The organism is Nocardia gipuzkoensis (assembly GCF_021183645.1).
In the GTDB taxonomy this organism is placed as follows: Bacteria; Actinomycetota; Actinomycetes; order Mycobacteriales; family Mycobacteriaceae; genus Nocardia; species Nocardia abscessus.
In genome coordinates this window covers 1,191,337-1,206,536 of record NZ_CP089225.1, presented here as the reverse complement: position 1 = coordinate 1,206,536, position 15,200 = coordinate 1,191,337, and the positions used below count along the sequence as shown (strand labels likewise).

Genomic DNA, 15,200 nt, shown 5'->3' with positions numbered 1-15,200 from the left:
ACCTGCCGCGCTACCGGGGCCGGATCGCCGCGAATTCGATGGGCAGGTGCGCGGGCCCGCGCAGATTGACGTGTTCCCGATACGGCGGCGGGTCCACGGTCAGCGCCGGGGAATCGACCCGTTGCGCGAACCGGGTCAACGCCACTCGCGCCTCCAAACGGGCCAGGGGAGCGCCGACGCAGAAGTGCGCCCCGAGGCCGAAGGCCAGGTGGCGGTTCTCGCGCGCGGGGTCGAATCGGTCGGCATCGGCGAATACCGCGGGGTCGCGGTGCGCGGCGGCGATCAGCAGCACCACCAGATCGCCGCGTCGGATGTCCGTGCCGCCGATGGTCAGATCGTCGGCGGCGATGCGCGGGATCAACTGCACCGGCGGATCGAAGCGCAGCGTCTCCTCGATGACGCCCGCCGCCCGGGCCGGATCCGCGCGCAGCGCGGCGAGTTCCTCCGGCCTGCGCAGCAGGGCGAGGGTCGCGTTGGCGATCAGGTTCACCGTGGTCTCGTGCCCGGCGACCAGCAGAAGGGCGCAGGTCGAGATCAGTTCCGCATGCGTCAGCGCGTCGCCGGCGTCTTCGGCCGCGATGAGTTCGGACAGCAGATCCTCGCCCGGTGTGTGGCGACGGCGATCGGTGAGATCTTCGAAGTAGGCGTGCAGTTCGGTGCCGGCCCGCTGGATCTGCGCCGGGTCGGCGCGGAATTGCGGTGCCGCGCGGGAAGTCGGGTCGAGTGTGCGCGACAACAGCGCGGACCAGGCGCTCAGCCGCGCTTCGTCCGCGAGCGGGACGCCGAGCAGTTCGCAGATGACGGTCACCGGCAGCGGATAGGCGAAGTGGTCGACGGCGTCGAAGCTCCCCTGGCGGGCACGCTGGTCGAGCAAGTCGTCCACGACCTCGGTGACCCGCGGCTCCAGCCGCCGGACCACGCGCGGGGTGAACGCCTTGGCCACCAAGCGGCGCAGGCGGGTGTGATCGGGCGGATCGAGGAACAGGAACGAGGGCTTCGCCCGCGCCGCGCCGTCTTCGCGCGTCGCGTCGTAGATCGGCATCGAGCCGAGCTGCAACCGGGCCAGTGACCGGTCGACGCTCGCGCGCGGATCGCGCAGCATGGCGGCGCAGTCGGCGTAGCGAGTCAGGACGACCACCGGGGCGGTGCCGATCCGGAACGAACCGGCGTCGCGCAGTCGCGCGAAAAGGGGATAGGGATCCGGCCGTACGGCGGGGTCGAGCAGGCGCACGTAGTCGTCGGTCGGGTGGTTCGTGGTCGTCATCGACACTCCCAGTCGTCCGGCCCGGAGGGGGCATCGGTCCTGGTGGTATTATTCCGATACCATCAGTAGGAAAGCAATACCGGGCGGAGATGCGAAGATGTCGCCATGACACTGCGGCGCCCGGTCGACGATTCGGTCACCCGCGTCGTCGAACTGCTCGGCGACCGGTGGACCATCCTGCTCATCGCCGAGGCGTTCTTCGGGGTGCACCGGTTCAGCGATTTCGCCCGCAATATCGGCATCACCAATCGCAACCTGCTCACCAGCCGCCTCCGCATGCTGATCGACGCGGGGATCTTCACCCGCACCGACCACGGCGGCGGGCGCGTCGACTATCACCTGACCGCCGCGGGCCGCGAGCTCTATCCCATCGTCACGGCGATGATGGTCTGGGGCGACAACCATCTCGTCGGACCGGAGGGCAGGCCGATCGTCCTGGAACATCGCAGCTGCGGGCAGGAGACCTCGCCGATGCTGGTCTGCGACCACTGCCGCGAACCGATCGACCCGCGCGACGTCGAACCCAAGGCGGGCCCCGGATTCCACCAACCTCCGGGCGCTGAACAGGCCGAGTGACCCGGGCTCAATCCAGCGCGTTGAGCAAAGCCTCGGCCAGGTACAGCGGTAGCAGTAGGTAGTACAGCAGCATCGCCATCGAGCCGGCTCCGATCGTCAACGCGGGTCCCACGCCGTGCCGTCGCGGGTACGTCGCGCAGGGATTGGAGACCGGGTGGTCTCGCGAGTGCAGGAATGTAGTTCAGGTAGAGGACGTCGGCAAGACCGGACCGCGTGTCGGCGTGCGGCGGCTACCGCAGCGCGCTGCCCTGCACCCACTGCTCCCAGGGCAGGCCCCAGTCGCCGTTCTGCCAGACCTCGAGCGGGGCGCCGCCGGTGTTGCGGATCTCCACCACGTCGCCGGGGACGGAGAAATTGAAGAACCACTGGGCGTTCTCGCCGCTGAGGTTGAGGCACCCGTGCGAGACGTTGGTGTTGCCCTGCGCCCACACGGTGGAGTCGAGTTGGTGCAGGTAGATGCCGTCGGTGCTGATCCGGGTTGCCCAGCCGATGGCCTCCTTGTAGCCGAGGCGGGAATTGATCGGGAGGCCGTAGGTGGACGAATCCATGATCACCGGATTGGCCTTGTCCATCACCGTGTAGATCCCGGGCTGGGTCCAGAACGTGATCGTCTTGCCCGCCACGACCTCGCTGCCGCCCATGCCCATCGAGGTCGGCATGGTGCGGATCAGCCGCCCGCCGTCGAAGACCTGGATCTGCTTGGTCGCGTCGTCGGCGATGGAGACGTGCGAGGCGCCGATGGTGAACGTGGTCTCGGTGTCCTCCTGGCCGTAGAGCCCTCGGCCGAGTTCCTGACCGTAGATGTTCGCCGCCACGGTGACCTTGGTGCCCGGCGTGTAGTACTGCCTCGGACGCCAGCGCGCGTTGCGGTCGTCCAGCCAGTACCAGGAGCCCTGCACGGGCGGGCCGGTGGTGACCGACAGGTGCTTCTCGGCGGTGGCGCGGTCGGGAATGTCCTCGTCGAAGTGCGCCACCACCACGGTGCCGACGCCGAATGTGCCGCCGTCGGACAGTGGCGTGCCGCCGGTGGTGGTCAGCGACACCTTCGTCTGGTTGTTCGGCGTCAACGTGGAGAACGTGGCGGTCCTCGGGCCGGTCTTGCCGGTGACCGTCAGCCCTTCCGCGGTGACGGTGTAGGTGCGGCCGTAGCCGAGCGGTTCGGTGGGTTTCCAGGCCGTTTTGTCCGGCGTCAGCACCCCGTCGATCACCTTGCCCTGTTCGTTCGTCATGGTGACCGAGGTCAGCTGGCCCTCCGTTGCGCTCACCTGCACCGGTGCCAGCGGATCGACCTCGCCCGCGCCGGAGGCGGGCGTGATGGCGATCGGCACGGGCGCCGAACCGGTGGCTCCGGGTGCGCCATCCGGCGTAGACGAGGACGAGCACGCCGCCACGATCACCGCCATGACCAGGGCGAACCCTGCTATGGCCGCGGATCGGACGCGACTGGCCGCCATGCATTCTCCTGTGTTTCGCCCAGCGCAACGAATGGCGCATCCGCGCCTTGCTATCCCCCCTCGCAGTCTACCGACCGAGCACCGACGGAACCCGTCCGACGAGCGACCCACGGCAGATTCCCAGCCGCCACACAGCAAGCGATAACCGGTGGCTACCGGCGCCCGTGCGCCATAACGTCACGGCGCATGCAGATCGACTACCAATGGCGAGGCGCGCTGGCCGACGGCGAAATGGTGGAGTTGACCAGGTCGCACGGCGGCATCCCCGACCCGGGATGGTGGGACCGCGCCGCACGGCACAGTCTCGGCTGGGTGACCGCACGGGCCGCTGACGGCACGCCGGCCGGATTCGTCAACGTGGCGTGGGACGGCAGCGACCACGCGTTCCTCCTCGATCCCAAGGTCAGGGCCGAATGGCAGCACCGCGGCATCGGCACGGAACTCGCGGCCCGGGCGGCGGAGGGTGCGCGGGCGGCGGGCTGCACCTGGTTGCACGTCGATTTCGAGGATCGGTTGGCGCCGTTCTACTTCGATGCCTGCCGTTTCCGGCCCACCGCAGCGGGGCTGGTGCGACTGCGCGGCCAAGGGTGACGGCCGAAAGTACCGATCGGGGCGGCAGCGGTGCGTGCCATGCTGAGGGCCGGAGTCGACCGAGGGGAACGAATGCAGAATCGCCCATCGGCAGCGGAGTTGCTGGAATCGCTCGCCGAACTGCTCGAGCAGACGCTGCTGCCCGCCCTGCCCGCGGGGCTGCAGCACAAGGCGCGGGTCGGGGCCAATCTCGCCAGGATCGTGCGCCGGGAGATCGAATCCGGCCCCGCCGCGGCGGAGCAGGAGCGTGCGCTACTCGCCGCGGTGGCCGAGGGGGATGACGAACAACTCTGGGAGGCGCTGGTTTCCGTGGTGCGGGCCGATCTCGCGATCGCCAAACCCGGGTACGACGCCTGGGCGGGCGAGTGAGCGCCGATCTGGCACGCGGTTTGACCGAATTCCTCACGGCGGGGAGCGGCCGGCCGGTGACGGTGTCGAACGTCGAAGTCCTCTCCGCGGGCGCTCGCCGCCGGAACGTCGCCTTCGACGCCGTTACCGGAAGCGGGACACGACGCTTGGTCGCGACCATCGTGCCGAGCGCGATCGAACTGGTCCCGGTGGACGTGGAGGCCGCCGTCCGGGAACTCGCGCGCACCCACGGTGTGCCGGTGCCGCCCGTGGTCGCGATCTGCACCGACAGCGCCTATGCCGGCGGGCCGTTCGTGGTCTCCGAGCGGGTGGACGGAGAGACCGTGCCGCGCCGAGTGCTACGGCTGACCGAGGCGGCGGACCTCGGCGAACGAGTCGCCGAGCAGTTGGGCGAGGCCATGGGGCGCCTGCATGCCATCGACCCGGCGAGCGCGCCCGCTCGGCTGCCCACGGCGGCCGCCGATCCCGAGCGTCAGCTGAGCGAGGCCGTCGAGCAGGTGCGCGCGCTCTTGGCGGACCGGCCGGTGTTCGCCCTTGCCCTGCGCTGGCTGGAACGCCACTGCCCACCGCCGCCGTCGCGCACGGCGCTGCTGCACACCGACATGCGCAACGGCAATATCGTCGTCGGTCCCGACGGCCTGCGCGCGGTGCTCGACTGGGAAGGCGCGCAGCGCCACGGCGACCCGATGCGCGACGTGGCCTGGCCCGCGCTGCGCATGTGGCGCTTCCGCGCGGACGAGCGGGAGTTCGGCGGCCTCGCCGGTCGCGCGGCGTTCGTGCGCGGTTACTCCCGCGGGGGCGGCGACTTCGACGAGGACCGATTCCGCTGGTGGAAGGTGATGTGCACGCTGGCCTGGGGTACCGGACTCGCCGGGCAGGCGGCGGCGCATTCCGACGGCAGCGTGCGCGACATCGTGATGGCGGCCGGCGGTCGCCGGGTGTCGGAAATCGAATGGGACCTGCTGATGCAGATCCGACCCACTGCGAAAGGTTAGGTGCCGCGATGGATTTCGAGTTACCCGCGGAACTGGTCGATTACCTGGCCGAACTCGACGCGTTCATCGAACGGGAGATCACGCCGCTCGAGCAGACCGGTGACAATATCCGGTTCTTCGACCACCGCCGCGAGGACGCCCGCACCGACTGGGAGCGCGGCGGCCTGCCGAACGCGGAATGGGAGGAGTTGCTGGCCGAGGTCCGCAGGCGCGCCGACGCCGCGGGGCACCTGCGCTACGCGTTCCCGGCGCGATACGGCGGCCGGGACGGCACCAATCTGGGCATGGCCGTGATCCGCGAGCACCTGGCCCGGCGCGGTCTCGGCTTGCACTGCGACCTGCAGAACGAGCACGCCATCGTGGCCAACAACGTCGGCCTGCTGCTCATGCTCGAATACGGCACGCCCGCTCAGCGGGCGCAGTGGGTGGACGGGTTGGCCGCGGGGACGAAGTTCTTCGCCTTCGGCATCACCGAGCCCGAGCACGGCTCCGACGCCACCCACATGGAGACCTCGGCGGTCCGCGACGGCGACGGCTGGGTGATCACCGGACAGAAGACCTGGAACACCGGCGTGCACATCGCCGACGCCGACCTGATCTTCGCGCGCACCTCGGGCGGCCCCGGCGACGCGGCGGGCGTCACGGCGTTCCTCGTGCCCATCGACGCGCCGGGCTTCGTCGTCGAGGAGTATCTCTGGACCTTCAACATGCCCACCGATCACGCCCGCGTCGCGCTCAACGGCGTCCGGGTGCCGGACACCGCCGTCTTCGGCGGCGAAGGACGCGGCTTGGCGGTGGTCCAGCACTTCTTCAACGAGAACCGGATCCGCCAGGCCGCGTCCAGCCTGGGTGCGGCGCAGTACTGCATCGATGAGTCGGTGGCCTACGCCAAGCAGCGCAAGCCCTTCGGCAAGCCGCTGGCCGCCAACCAGGCGATCCAATTCCCCCTGGTGGAACTGCACACCCAGTGCGCGATGCTGCGCGCCCTCATCCACAAGACCGCGTGGTCGATGGACACCTACGGCACATTCGCGGTCTCCGAGCAGGTCTCGATGTGCAACTACTGGGCCAACCGGTTGTGCTGCGAGGCCGCCGACCGAGCCATGCAGGTCCACGGCGGCCTCGGCTACTCCAGGCACAAGCCGTTCGAGCACATCTACCGCCACCATCGGCGCTACCGGATCACCGAGGGCGCCGAGGAGATCCAGATGCGGCGTGTCGCGGGCTACCTGTTCGGCTTCATGGGAAGCAAGGCGCCCAAGGGAGTGTGACGCGGGCGGTTCAGAGACGGCGGATGCGGGCCAGCCACGCGGCGGCGTCGACCTGTCCGGACTCGGAGATCTCCAGCTCGGCCGCTTCCTGAGCCACCAGGTCGGTGACTCGTCCGCGGTACCGGGCTTCCCGCAGGTCTTCTACCACCCAACCGTCGCGGAACGACTCCCGAATCAGTGTGTCGCTGATCCGAGGGCCGAACCCCGGCTCGGCATCGGAGAGCGCGAGCACATGGACGGTGCCGCCCGGCTTGCAGACCGCGTGCAGGCTGCGGACGTACGCGGCGCGCGCCTCGTCCTCGGTCCCGAAGACATGGAACAGCGCGCTGTCGACGATCGTGTCGAACGCGGGCGCCGAACCGGGCGGGTCACCGGCGAAATCCGGCCGGTCGCCGAGCGCCAGCGCGTCGGCCACCTCGAACGCGGCGGCGGGCACACCCTGCTCGGCCGCGTTGGCGCGCGCGTACGCCACCGCACTCGGCGACATATCGATCCCACGCACGTCGTATCCGAGCCTGGTCAGCAGAATCGTGTGCTCACCCGCGCCACAGCCCGGATCGAGCACCCGGCCGCGGATACCCCCCTCGCGCTCCAGCGCGACGATGGCAGGCTGCGGCTCGCCGATCACCCAGGGCGCGGTGTCGTTGTCGTAAACGGTATTCCAGAAATCCGCTGGACGAGTCATGCAACCACTGTCCATCCTCAACCCCACTCGAGGTCAACCTGCCACGCCGTCCGAGGCGCGCCCGAGCTGTCCCGCGCAGACCCCGAAGTGCGCGATGCTCTGACCAGGTCTGGTCGAGGTGGGCCGAGTCTGCGTCGGAGCGGCGTGGGTGGGTACGCGCGCCTTATGAGCACACCGAATGTCGATCCGACGACGGCGGAGTCGATGCAGCAGGACGCGGATTTCGCCGACGAGCACACCAAGCCGACGCACGCCGATGAGCACCCCACCGGAGAAGAGCTCGAGACCGACGAGTCGACTCCGCGCGGGCACAGCGGATCGGACGAGTAGCAACGCGTGGCACGGCCGGCGTGCGGGACCGTGCCACGCGACGGACTCAGACGACGGCGACCAGCCGGGCCGCGTTCGCGGACTCGTCGTCGGCCGCCTGATTGGCGGCCAGTTCGGCGTGCACCCGGTCGCGGTAGCGGGTGATCTCACGCTCGGTGGCGGCGGCGTCCCAGCCGAGGTGAGCGCCGATCAGCCAGGCCACCTCTGGGGCGGCGGCCAGCCCTCGGTCGGCCGCTTCGATGGAGACGCGGGTACGGCGGGTGAGCACGTCGTCCAGGTGCAGGGCGCCCTCGTGGGTCACCGCGTACACCGCCTCGGCGCCGAGGTAGCCCGGTGCGCCGGTGAGCGGCTTGCCCAGTTCGGGTTCGCGGGCGATCAGGTCGAACAGGTCGGTGATCGCCGAGCCGTAACGGCCGAGCAGACGCTGCACCGTCGCCCTCGGCAGGCCCGCGCGCTGCGCGAGGCTGTCGGAGTCGGCGGCGAGTTCCTGGTATCCCACCGCCCCGAGGATCGGCAGGTGTTCGGTCACCGAGGGGGCCACCGCCCGGCCGAGCCCGGCCACCGCCGCGTCCACGACGTCGGCGGCCATCACGCGGTAGGTCGTGTACTTGCCCCCGGCGATCACGAACAGCCCCGGAGCCGGTTCGGCCACCGCGTGCTCCCGCGAGAGCGTCGCGGTATCGGCCGACGCGCCCGACAGCAGCGGGCGTAGTCCGGCATAGGTGCCGACGATGTCGTCCCGGGTGAGCGGCTCGCGCACCACCCGGTTGACGTGGTCGAGCAGGTACTGCACGTCGGCGTCGCTGGCGGCCGGGTGGTCCTTGTCCAGCGACCAGTCGGTGTCGGTGGTGCCGATGATCCAGTGCCCGTGCCACGGGATGACGAACAGCACGCTCTTCTCCGTGCGCATGATCAGGCCGGTGTCCAGGTTCAGCCGGTGGCGCGGCACCAGGATGTGCACGCCCTTGGACATCCGGACGTGGAACGGGAACTCGACGCCGGTCATCCGGTTCATCTCGTCGGTCCATACGCCGGTCGCGCTGATCACTCGCCGCGCGCGCACGGTGTGCACGCGGCCGGTCTCCAGGTCGGTGACCTCCGCTCCGACGACGCGTTCGCCGTCACGCAGCAGAGCCGTCACCTTGGTGCGGGTGAGCACGGTCGCGCCGTGCTGTGCCGCGGTGCGCGCGATCATCATCGTGTGCCTGGCGTCGTCGACCTGCGCGTCGAAGTACCGGATGGCGCCGGTCAGCGCGTCTTCGCGCAGCGCGGGTGCCAGCTCCAGCGCGCGCGTGCGGGACAAGTGCCGGTGCATCGGCAGCGCGCGGGCGCCGCCGATGGTGTCGTACAGCGCGACGCCCGCGCCGATGTAGGCGCGCTCCCACACCCGATGCCGCAGCGGCAGCAGGAACGACACCGGGCGCACCAGGTGCGGGGCGAGCCGGTGCAGCAGCAGGCCGCGTTCCTTCAGCGCCTCCCGCACCAGCCAGAAGTCGAGCTGCTCCAGGTAGCGCAGTCCACCGTGGATGAGCTTGCTGGAGCGGCTCGAGGTGCCCGCGGCGAAGTCCCTGGCCTCCACCAGGGTCACGGTCAGGCCGCGGGCGGCGGCGTCGAGGGCGGCTCCCGCGCCGACCACGCCGCCGCCGATGACGAGCACATCGATCTCGGTGTCGCCGAGTGAGTTCACCGCGCGGGCGCGGTACTGGAGGTCCAATCGTGCGGACACAGCGGTATCTCTCCTTGTTTCGGTGTTATTCGGGTAGGACGGCGTCGCCCCTCATTCGTCGACGTCGATCCAATCGAGGGTGCGGGCGACGGCCTTCTTCCAGCGCGCGTAGCCACGCTCGCGCTGCTCGTCCGACCAGGTCGGGCTCCAGCGCTTGGCTTCGTTCCAGTTCCGCTCCAGTTCGTCGGTGTCGCTCCAGAAGCCGACCGCCAGCCCCGCCGCGTAGGCCGCGCCGAGGGCCGTGGTCTCCGCGACCACCGGACGCGACACCGGGACGCCGAGGAAGTCGGCCTGCAACTGCATGCACAGCTCGTTGGCCGTGACGCCGCCGTCCACCCGCAGCACGTCCAGCCGCACGCCGGAATCGGCCTGCATCGCCTCCACCACGTCGCGGGTCTGATAGCAGATCGATTCCAGCGTCGCCCGCGCTAGATGGGCGTTGGTGCTGTAGCGGGACAGGCCGACGATCGCGCCGCGCGCGTCCGAACGCCAGTACGGCGCGAACAACCCGGAGAACGCGGGGACGAAGTACACCCCGCCGTTGTCCTCGGCCTGCCGGGCCAGTGATTCGCTCTGCGCCGCGCCGGAGATGATGCCGAGCTGGTCACGCAGCCACTGCACCGCCGAGCCGGTCACCGCGATCGAACCTTCCAGCGCGTACACCGGCTTCTCCGAGCCGAACTGGTAGGCGACCGTGGTCAGCAGGCCGTGCTGCGACCGCACGATCTCGGTTCCGGTGTTGAGCAGCAGGAAGTTACCGGTGCCGTAGGTGTTCTTCGCCGCGCCGGGGCGGAAGCAGACCTGCCCCACGGTGGCGGCCTGCTGGTCGCCGAGCACGCCGGACAGCGGGACCGCGCCGCCGAACGGACCGTCGGGGCGAGTGGTGCCGAAGAGCTCCGAGTTCGCGGAGGGCGCGATCCTGGGCAGCATCGCGCGCGGGACCCCGAACAGCGACAACAGCTCGTCGTCCCAGTCCAGTGTCTCCAGGTCCATCAGCATGGTGCGGCTGGCGTTGGTCGGATCGGTGACGTGCACGCCGCCGTCGACCCCGCCGGTCAGCTGCCACAGCAGCCAGGTGTCGGTGGTGCCGAAGAGCGCGTCACCGCGTTCGGCGTCCTCGGCCACCCCCGGCACGTTGCTCAGGATCCAGCGCAGTTTGCCGCCGGAGAAGTAGGTGGCGGGAGGCAGGCCCGCCTTGCGCCGGATGGTGTCGCCGTGCCCGGCTCGCTCCAGTTCGGCGGCGATGCGATCGGTGCGGGTGTCCTGCCAGACGATGGCGTTGCAGTAGGGCCGCCCGGTCTTGCGGTTCCACACCACCGTGGTCTCGCGCTGGTTGGTGACGCCCACCGCGGCGAGGTCGCTCGCGACGAGATCGGCCTTGGTCAGCGTGGTCTGGATGACCGCGCGGGTGCGCTCCCAGATCTCGGTCGGATTGTGCTCCACCCACCCGGGACGTGGCAGGATCTGCTCGTGTTCGAGCTGGTGGCGGGCCACCTCGTTGCCGCTGTGGTCGAACACCATGAAGCGGGTGCTCGTAGTGCCCTGGTCGATGGCGCCGACGAACTTGCTCATCGCGGTCCTTTCGGAAAGTGCTGTCGGAGAGAAGGATTCAGAACAGGAACTGAGCGGCGATACCGGCGAGCGCTCCGCCGACGAGCGGCCCGAGCACCGGCACCCAGGCGTATCCCCAGTCGGAGTCCTTGGGCCCCGGTGTCGCGTGGGCATCGGCAGATGCGGTCGGCGCGGGAGCGCCCGCACCCGCGGGCACCATGACCGCCTCGGCGGGGGCGTGCTTGCGTACCGGCAGCAGCGCATGCGCGAGCCGCGGACCCAGGTCACGAGCGGGGTTGACGGCGTATCCGGTAGGGCCGCCCAGTGAAGCGCCGATGCCGACGACCAGGAGTGCGGCGGCGGCCGGGCCGAGCCCGCTCGGGGTGTGGCCGAAGGTGAGGATCACCAGGACGAGGGTGAACGTGCCGATCGCTTCGGTGGCGAAGTTCCAGCGCAGGGCGCGAATCGCGGGTCCGGTGGCGAACACGGCGAGCTTCTTGTCCGCGTCGGTCTCGGCGTCGAAGTGGCGTTTGTAGGCCACGTAGGCGATCGTCGCGCCGACGAACGCGCCGACGAATTGGCCGCTCAGGTACGCGAGCGTCGCGGAGCCGGAGATCGCGATGCCGGGGGCGAACTCGTCGGCGCCGCTGAACAGGATGCCGACGGTGACCGCGGGATTGAGGTGGCCGCCGGTCTTGTAGGCGACGTAGACGCCGGCGAGAACGGCGAAGCCCCATCCCACGTTGATCAGCAGCCAGCCGCCGTCCAAACCTTTGGACTTGGTCAGTAATACGTTCGCGACCACGCCGACCCCGAGCAGTACCAGCACTCCCGTGCCGAGTGCTTCGCTGAGAAAGATCGAGCCGAAGTTCATCGTTGAGCCTCCGTTCACCCCGCAGGCCGCGGACGCGACCGTGCGTGAAACGGAAATTACGGCGGAATGCCGGACCCGGATACGGCACCCGTTCGACAATGTCGAACGGCCCGACTGGTTGCCGGAAGGCAGCGCCACTACCGTCCGACGCGCTAGGAGGATGTATGGCGCAGCTCACACTGGGTTTCACTGATGTTGCCCAGGTATCACCAACCGTTCGACATTGTCGAATCACGTCGCGGGGGATAGGTTTCCCGACATGCCGGGTGCGATCCAATCGATCGAGCGGGCGGCGGCCGTCCTACGGCTGCTGGCCCGCGGCTCCGGGCGTCTCGGCGTCGGCGACATCGCGGGTGCGCTCGAGTTGCCGAAGCCGACCGCGCACGGCATCCTGCGCACCCTCCAGGGTGTCGGGTTCGTCGAGCAGGACCCGGCTACCGGCAAGTACCAGCTCGGTGCGGCGCTGCTGCACCTGGGCACCAGCTACCTCGACGCGAACGAGTTGCGCTCCCGCGCGATCAACTGGGCCGACGCGCTGGCGGCGCGCACGGGCGAGTCGGTCCGGATCGGCGCGCCGATGGATGGCGCGGTGGTCGTGGTCCACCACGTGTTCCGGCCGGACAACACCGAGCAGGCGCTCGAACTCGGCGAGCTCCTGCCGCCGCACGCCACTGCGCTGGGCAAGGTCCTGCTCGCCTACGACACCGACCTGGCCGCCACGGTGCGCGGCGCCGAACTGGCCCCGCTCACGCACCGCACCCTGGTCGACCGCGCGGCGCTCACCAGGGCGCTCGGCGGTGTCCGGCAGGCCGGATGGGCCGGCGACACCGAGGAATTCCGGACGGGGGAGGCGGGTATCGCGGCGCCGATCCGGGCGCCCGGTGGCCTGGTGGTCGGCGCCATCGGCATCACCGGCGCGGTGGACCGGCTCTGCGACGCCCAGTTGCGGCACCGGCCCGCGCTGGTCGGTCAGGTGCTCGACGCCGCTCGGGCGGTATCACGGGATCTCGGTGCGGGGCACTGACCGCCGCCGTCGGGTGGACGACCGGCGGATTTCGACCAGGAGCAGCCGAGCATGAAGCAGCGTTACGTGCTGGCGATCGATCAGGGCACCACCTCTACGCGGTGCATCCTGTTCGATCAGCGTGCCCGGCTGGTCGGCGTCGCCCAGCGGCGGCACCGGCAGCATTATCCGCGTCCGGGGTGGGCCGAGCAGGATGCGCTGGAGATCTGGCGCGATGTCGAGCGGATCGTGCCGCAGGCGATGCGCGATTCCGGCGTCGCCGCCGACCGCATCGCAGCGCTCGGCATCGCGAACCAGCGCGAGACCACCGTGGTGTGGGACCGCCGCACCGGGATACCGATCGGGCGCGCCATCGTCTGGCAGGACGTGCGGACCGACGAACTGGTCCGGGAACTGGAGGGCAAGCCGGGCGCCGCCCGGATCCGCGAACTCTGCGGCCTGCCGCTGGCCGGCTATTTCGCCGCGCCGCGGCTGCGCTGGATCTTGGACTCCGTGCCCGGGGTGCGCGAGCGCGCCGAGCGGGGAGAGGTGTTGTTCGGCACCATGGAGACCTGGCTGATCTGGAACCTCACCGGCGGTCCCGACGGCGGGCTGCACCTCACCGATGTCACAAATGCCAGCCGCACCCTGTTGATGAATCTCAGCACCCGCACCTGGGACGCCGAACTGCTGGAGTTCTTCGGCATCCCCGCTCGGATGCTGCCGCGCATCCAGCCCTCGATCGCGTCCTACGGCACGACCCGGCGGGTGGTCCCCGGCATCCCGATCGCCGCCGCGCTGGGCGACCAGCATGCCGCGCTGTTCGGCCAAACCTGTTTCGCGCGTGGGGAAACCAAGTGCACCTACGGCACCGGCGGATTCCTCATGATGAACACCGGACCCGAGCTGGTGCGGTCCGAGCACGGCCTGCTCACCACGATCGGCTACCAGATCGGCCCGGAGCCGGTCTACGCGCTGGAAGGCCCGATCGCGGTCACCGGTTCGCTCGTGCAGTGGGTGCGCGACAACATCGGCCTGGTCACCAGCGCGCCGGAGATCGAAACCCTCGCCCGCACCGTCGAAGACAACGGCGGTTGCTACGTGGTGCCCGCGTTCTCCGGTCTGTACGCGCCGCATTGGCGCGGCGACGCCCGCGGTCTCATCGCCGGGCTGACCTCCTACATCACCAAGGGGCACATCGCCCGCGCGGTCCTGGAGGCCACCGCTTGGCAGACGCGCGACGTGGTCGAGGCGATGAACGCCGATTCCGGTCTGCAGGCCGCGGCTTTGCGCGTGGACGGCGGCATGACCTCGAACAACCTGCTCATGCAGATCGTGGCCGACGTCCTGGACGTTCCGGTGTCGCGTCCCTTCGTCGCCGAAACCGTCTCGCTCGGCGCCGCGTACGCCGCGGGCCTCGCCGTCGGCTACTGGCCGGACCTGGAAGGATTGCGCAACAACTGGCGCCTCGCCGCCCAATGGGTGCCACGGATGGACCCCGAGTTGCGGGAGGACGAGTACGACAACTGGAAGCGCGCCGTCGAGTTGACCTTCGGCTGGGTCCGGTCGAAGAAGCGGGCGCGGCAATGAGTCCGGGTCGTGGCCGCGTGCTGCCGGGGCGAGCGCTCGGCACTCGTGTCGGGACAGTGGGTTAGCGTCGAGAGCATGCGGCTTCACGTGGGATGTGCGATGTGGACGCACGCGGCTTGGCAGGACAAGCAACTCGAGCCGGGGGAGCGGCTGCGCTGGTACGCCGCGTGGTGCAACGCGGTCGAGGGCAACACGACGTTCTACGCGACGCCTGCGCGGCGAACGGTGGAATCGTGGGCGAGTCAATGCGATCCCGCGTTCCGGTTCGTGCTCAAGCTGCCCAAGCCGATCACCCACGAACGCAGGCTGGTCGGCGCCGAGCACGACCTGCGGTCGTTTCTCGGCGTGATGGAGCCGCTCGGGGAACGTATCCACGCACTGTGGGTGCAGCTGCCGGGCTCGTTCGGTCCGACGGATCTCGGTGCGCTGGCCGGATTCCTGCGGCAGGCGCCGCGCTCCTACCGGATCGCCGTCGAGGTCAGGCATCCCGCGTTCTTCGCCGACGAGCAGGCGGCGCGCAGGCTCGAATATGTGCTGTCCAGGGTCGGCGCCGAATGGGTTCCGTTCGACACCACCGTGCTCTTCGACGGTTCGCCCACCAGTGCGGCGGAACAGGAGGCGGCGGCGAAGAAGCCCCGGGTGCGGCGCAGGATGCGCGCGCTGACCGAATACCCGATCGTGCGGTATCACGGCCGCGACGACGTGCGGCGCACCGTCGAGGGCTGGCAACCGTGGGTCGGCACGGTCGCCGAATGGTTGCGGGAAGGCCGGTCGCCGACGGTGTTCCTGCACACGCCGGACAATGCCGGCTCGCTGGAGCTGGCCCGCCGTTTCCACGACGAGGTCCGGGCCCGGCTGCCCGAGCTCGACCCGCTGCCCGAGCCCGCCGCGGCGGAGCCGATGACGCTCTTCTGACCGGAA

15 protein-coding genes are annotated in these 15,200 nt (G+C 70.0%); 9 read left to right on the top strand and 6 right to left on the bottom strand.

The window, feature by feature from the left end; all coding sequences use genetic code 11:
- Window positions 1-10: 10 nt before the first annotated feature.
- Complete coding sequence (locus tag LTT66_RS05560; protein ID WP_233064811.1) at window positions 11-1,264, bottom strand: cytochrome P450; 1,254 nt, start codon at window positions 1,262-1,264, stop codon at window positions 11-13.
- A 105-nt stretch (window positions 1,265-1,369) separates the two neighbouring features.
- Between LTT66_RS05560 and LTT66_RS05555 the strand changes: the two genes are divergently transcribed.
- Window positions 1,370-1,840 carry a winged helix-turn-helix transcriptional regulator gene (locus LTT66_RS05555; RefSeq protein ID WP_181719934.1) on the top strand — a complete coding sequence of 157 codons (471 nt, stop codon included), beginning with the start codon at window positions 1,370-1,372 and terminating at the stop codon, window positions 1,838-1,840.
- A gap of 230 nt (window positions 1,841-2,070) precedes the next feature.
- On the opposite strand, the gene LTT66_RS05550 is transcribed toward LTT66_RS05555, so the two are convergent.
- Entirely contained in the window at window positions 2,071-3,294 is a 1,224-nt protein-coding gene (locus LTT66_RS05550) for an Ig-like domain-containing protein (protein WP_233064809.1), read from the bottom strand.
- Between the two features lie 186 nt (window positions 3,295-3,480).
- Between LTT66_RS05550 and LTT66_RS05545 the strand changes: the two genes are divergently transcribed.
- The 4 genes from LTT66_RS05545 to LTT66_RS05530 all read left to right on the top strand — a co-directional run bounded on the left by LTT66_RS05545 (window position 3,481) and on the right by LTT66_RS05530 (window position 6,520).
- Entirely contained in the window at window positions 3,481-3,885 is a 405-nt protein-coding gene (locus LTT66_RS05545) for a GNAT family N-acetyltransferase (protein ID WP_233064807.1), read from the top strand.
- Between the two features lie 72 nt (window positions 3,886-3,957).
- Entirely contained in the window at window positions 3,958-4,254 is a 297-nt protein-coding gene (locus LTT66_RS05540) for a DUF6285 domain-containing protein (protein WP_233064805.1), read from the top strand.
- Window positions 4,251-5,249, top strand: coding sequence for a phosphotransferase family protein (locus tag LTT66_RS05535; protein ID WP_233064803.1), 999 nt, complete (start codon window positions 4,251-4,253; stop codon window positions 5,247-5,249). Before LTT66_RS05540 ends, LTT66_RS05535 begins: the two co-directional genes overlap by 4 nt.
- 8 nt (window positions 5,250-5,257) lie before the next feature.
- Window positions 5,258-6,520 carry an acyl-CoA dehydrogenase family protein gene (locus tag LTT66_RS05530; protein WP_233064801.1) on the top strand — a complete coding sequence of 421 codons (1,263 nt, stop codon included), beginning with the start codon at window positions 5,258-5,260 and terminating at the stop codon, window positions 6,518-6,520.
- Between the two features lie 10 nt (window positions 6,521-6,530).
- Here LTT66_RS05530 and LTT66_RS05525 read toward each other — a convergent pair whose 3' ends face one another.
- On the bottom strand, window positions 6,531-7,205 hold the full coding sequence (locus tag LTT66_RS05525) for a class I SAM-dependent methyltransferase (RefSeq protein WP_233064798.1): 675 nt from the start codon (window positions 7,203-7,205) through the stop codon (window positions 6,531-6,533).
- 165 nt (window positions 7,206-7,370) lie between these two features.
- Between LTT66_RS05525 and LTT66_RS05520 the strand changes: the two genes are divergently transcribed.
- A complete protein-coding gene (locus LTT66_RS05520) occupies window positions 7,371-7,535 on the top strand; it encodes a hypothetical protein (RefSeq protein ID WP_169334161.1) in 165 nt (54 codons plus the stop codon).
- 46 nt (window positions 7,536-7,581) lie between these two features.
- On the opposite strand, the gene glpD is transcribed toward LTT66_RS05520, so the two are convergent.
- The 3 genes from glpD to LTT66_RS05505 are packed head-to-tail and all read right to left on the bottom strand — an operon-like array spanning window position 7,582 to window position 11,686.
- Entirely contained in the window at window positions 7,582-9,261 is a 1,680-nt protein-coding gene (gene glpD / locus LTT66_RS05515) for a glycerol-3-phosphate dehydrogenase (RefSeq protein WP_233064796.1), read from the bottom strand.
- A 51-nt stretch (window positions 9,262-9,312) separates the two neighbouring features.
- Window positions 9,313-10,833, bottom strand: a complete 1,521-nt coding sequence (gene glpK / locus LTT66_RS05510) for a glycerol kinase GlpK (protein ID WP_233064787.1) — start codon at window positions 10,831-10,833, stop codon at window positions 9,313-9,315.
- 37 nt (window positions 10,834-10,870) lie between these two features.
- Window positions 10,871-11,686, bottom strand: coding sequence for an MIP/aquaporin family protein (locus LTT66_RS05505; protein WP_233064785.1), 816 nt, complete (start codon window positions 11,684-11,686; stop codon window positions 10,871-10,873).
- A 259-nt stretch (window positions 11,687-11,945) separates the two neighbouring features.
- Here LTT66_RS05505 and LTT66_RS05500 point away from each other — a divergent pair, with 259 nt between their 5' ends.
- The 3 genes from LTT66_RS05500 to LTT66_RS05490 all read left to right on the top strand — a co-directional run bounded on the left by LTT66_RS05500 (window position 11,946) and on the right by LTT66_RS05490 (window position 15,194).
- The gene (locus LTT66_RS05500; protein WP_181719924.1) at window positions 11,946-12,710 is read left to right on the top strand and encodes an IclR family transcriptional regulator; all 765 of its coding nucleotides are present in this window, start codon (window positions 11,946-11,948) and stop codon (window positions 12,708-12,710) included.
- 51 nt (window positions 12,711-12,761) lie between these two features.
- Window positions 12,762-14,279 carry a glycerol kinase GlpK gene (gene glpK / locus LTT66_RS05495; protein ID WP_233064768.1) on the top strand — a complete coding sequence of 506 codons (1,518 nt, stop codon included), beginning with the start codon at window positions 12,762-12,764 and terminating at the stop codon, window positions 14,277-14,279.
- Between the two features lie 75 nt (window positions 14,280-14,354).
- Entirely contained in the window at window positions 14,355-15,194 is an 840-nt protein-coding gene (locus tag LTT66_RS05490) for a DUF72 domain-containing protein (RefSeq protein ID WP_233064758.1), read from the top strand.
- Window positions 15,195-15,200: the final 6 nt, after the last annotated feature.

What these genes read in the sequence shown, in the direction of transcription:
- LTT66_RS05560 (WP_233064811.1), bottom strand. Translation starts at nt 1,264, where the DNA reads ATGACGACCACGAACCACCCGACCGACGACTACGTGCGCCTGCTCGAC.
- LTT66_RS05555 (WP_181719934.1), top strand. Translation starts at nt 1,370, where the DNA reads ATGACACTGCGGCGCCCGGTCGACGATTCGGTCACCCGCGTCGTCGAA.
- LTT66_RS05550 (WP_233064809.1), bottom strand. Translation starts at nt 3,294, where the DNA reads ATGGCGGCCAGTCGCGTCCGATCCGCGGCCATAGCAGGGTTCGCCCTG.
- LTT66_RS05545 (WP_233064807.1), top strand. Translation starts at nt 3,481, where the DNA reads ATGCAGATCGACTACCAATGGCGAGGCGCGCTGGCCGACGGCGAAATG.
- LTT66_RS05540 (WP_233064805.1), top strand. Translation starts at nt 3,958, where the DNA reads ATGCAGAATCGCCCATCGGCAGCGGAGTTGCTGGAATCGCTCGCCGAA.
- LTT66_RS05530 (WP_233064801.1), top strand. Translation starts at nt 5,258, where the DNA reads ATGGATTTCGAGTTACCCGCGGAACTGGTCGATTACCTGGCCGAACTC.
- LTT66_RS05525 (WP_233064798.1), bottom strand. Translation starts at nt 7,205, where the DNA reads ATGACTCGTCCAGCGGATTTCTGGAATACCGTTTACGACAACGACACC.
- LTT66_RS05520 (WP_169334161.1), top strand. Translation starts at nt 7,371, where the DNA reads ATGAGCACACCGAATGTCGATCCGACGACGGCGGAGTCGATGCAGCAG.
- glpK (WP_233064787.1), bottom strand. Translation starts at nt 10,833, where the DNA reads ATGAGCAAGTTCGTCGGCGCCATCGACCAGGGCACTACGAGCACCCGC.
- LTT66_RS05505 (WP_233064785.1), bottom strand. Translation starts at nt 11,686, where the DNA reads ATGAACTTCGGCTCGATCTTTCTCAGCGAAGCACTCGGCACGGGAGTG.
- LTT66_RS05500 (WP_181719924.1), top strand. Translation starts at nt 11,946, where the DNA reads ATGCCGGGTGCGATCCAATCGATCGAGCGGGCGGCGGCCGTCCTACGG.
- glpK (WP_233064768.1), top strand. Translation starts at nt 12,762, where the DNA reads ATGAAGCAGCGTTACGTGCTGGCGATCGATCAGGGCACCACCTCTACG.
- LTT66_RS05490 (WP_233064758.1), top strand. Translation starts at nt 14,355, where the DNA reads ATGCGGCTTCACGTGGGATGTGCGATGTGGACGCACGCGGCTTGGCAG.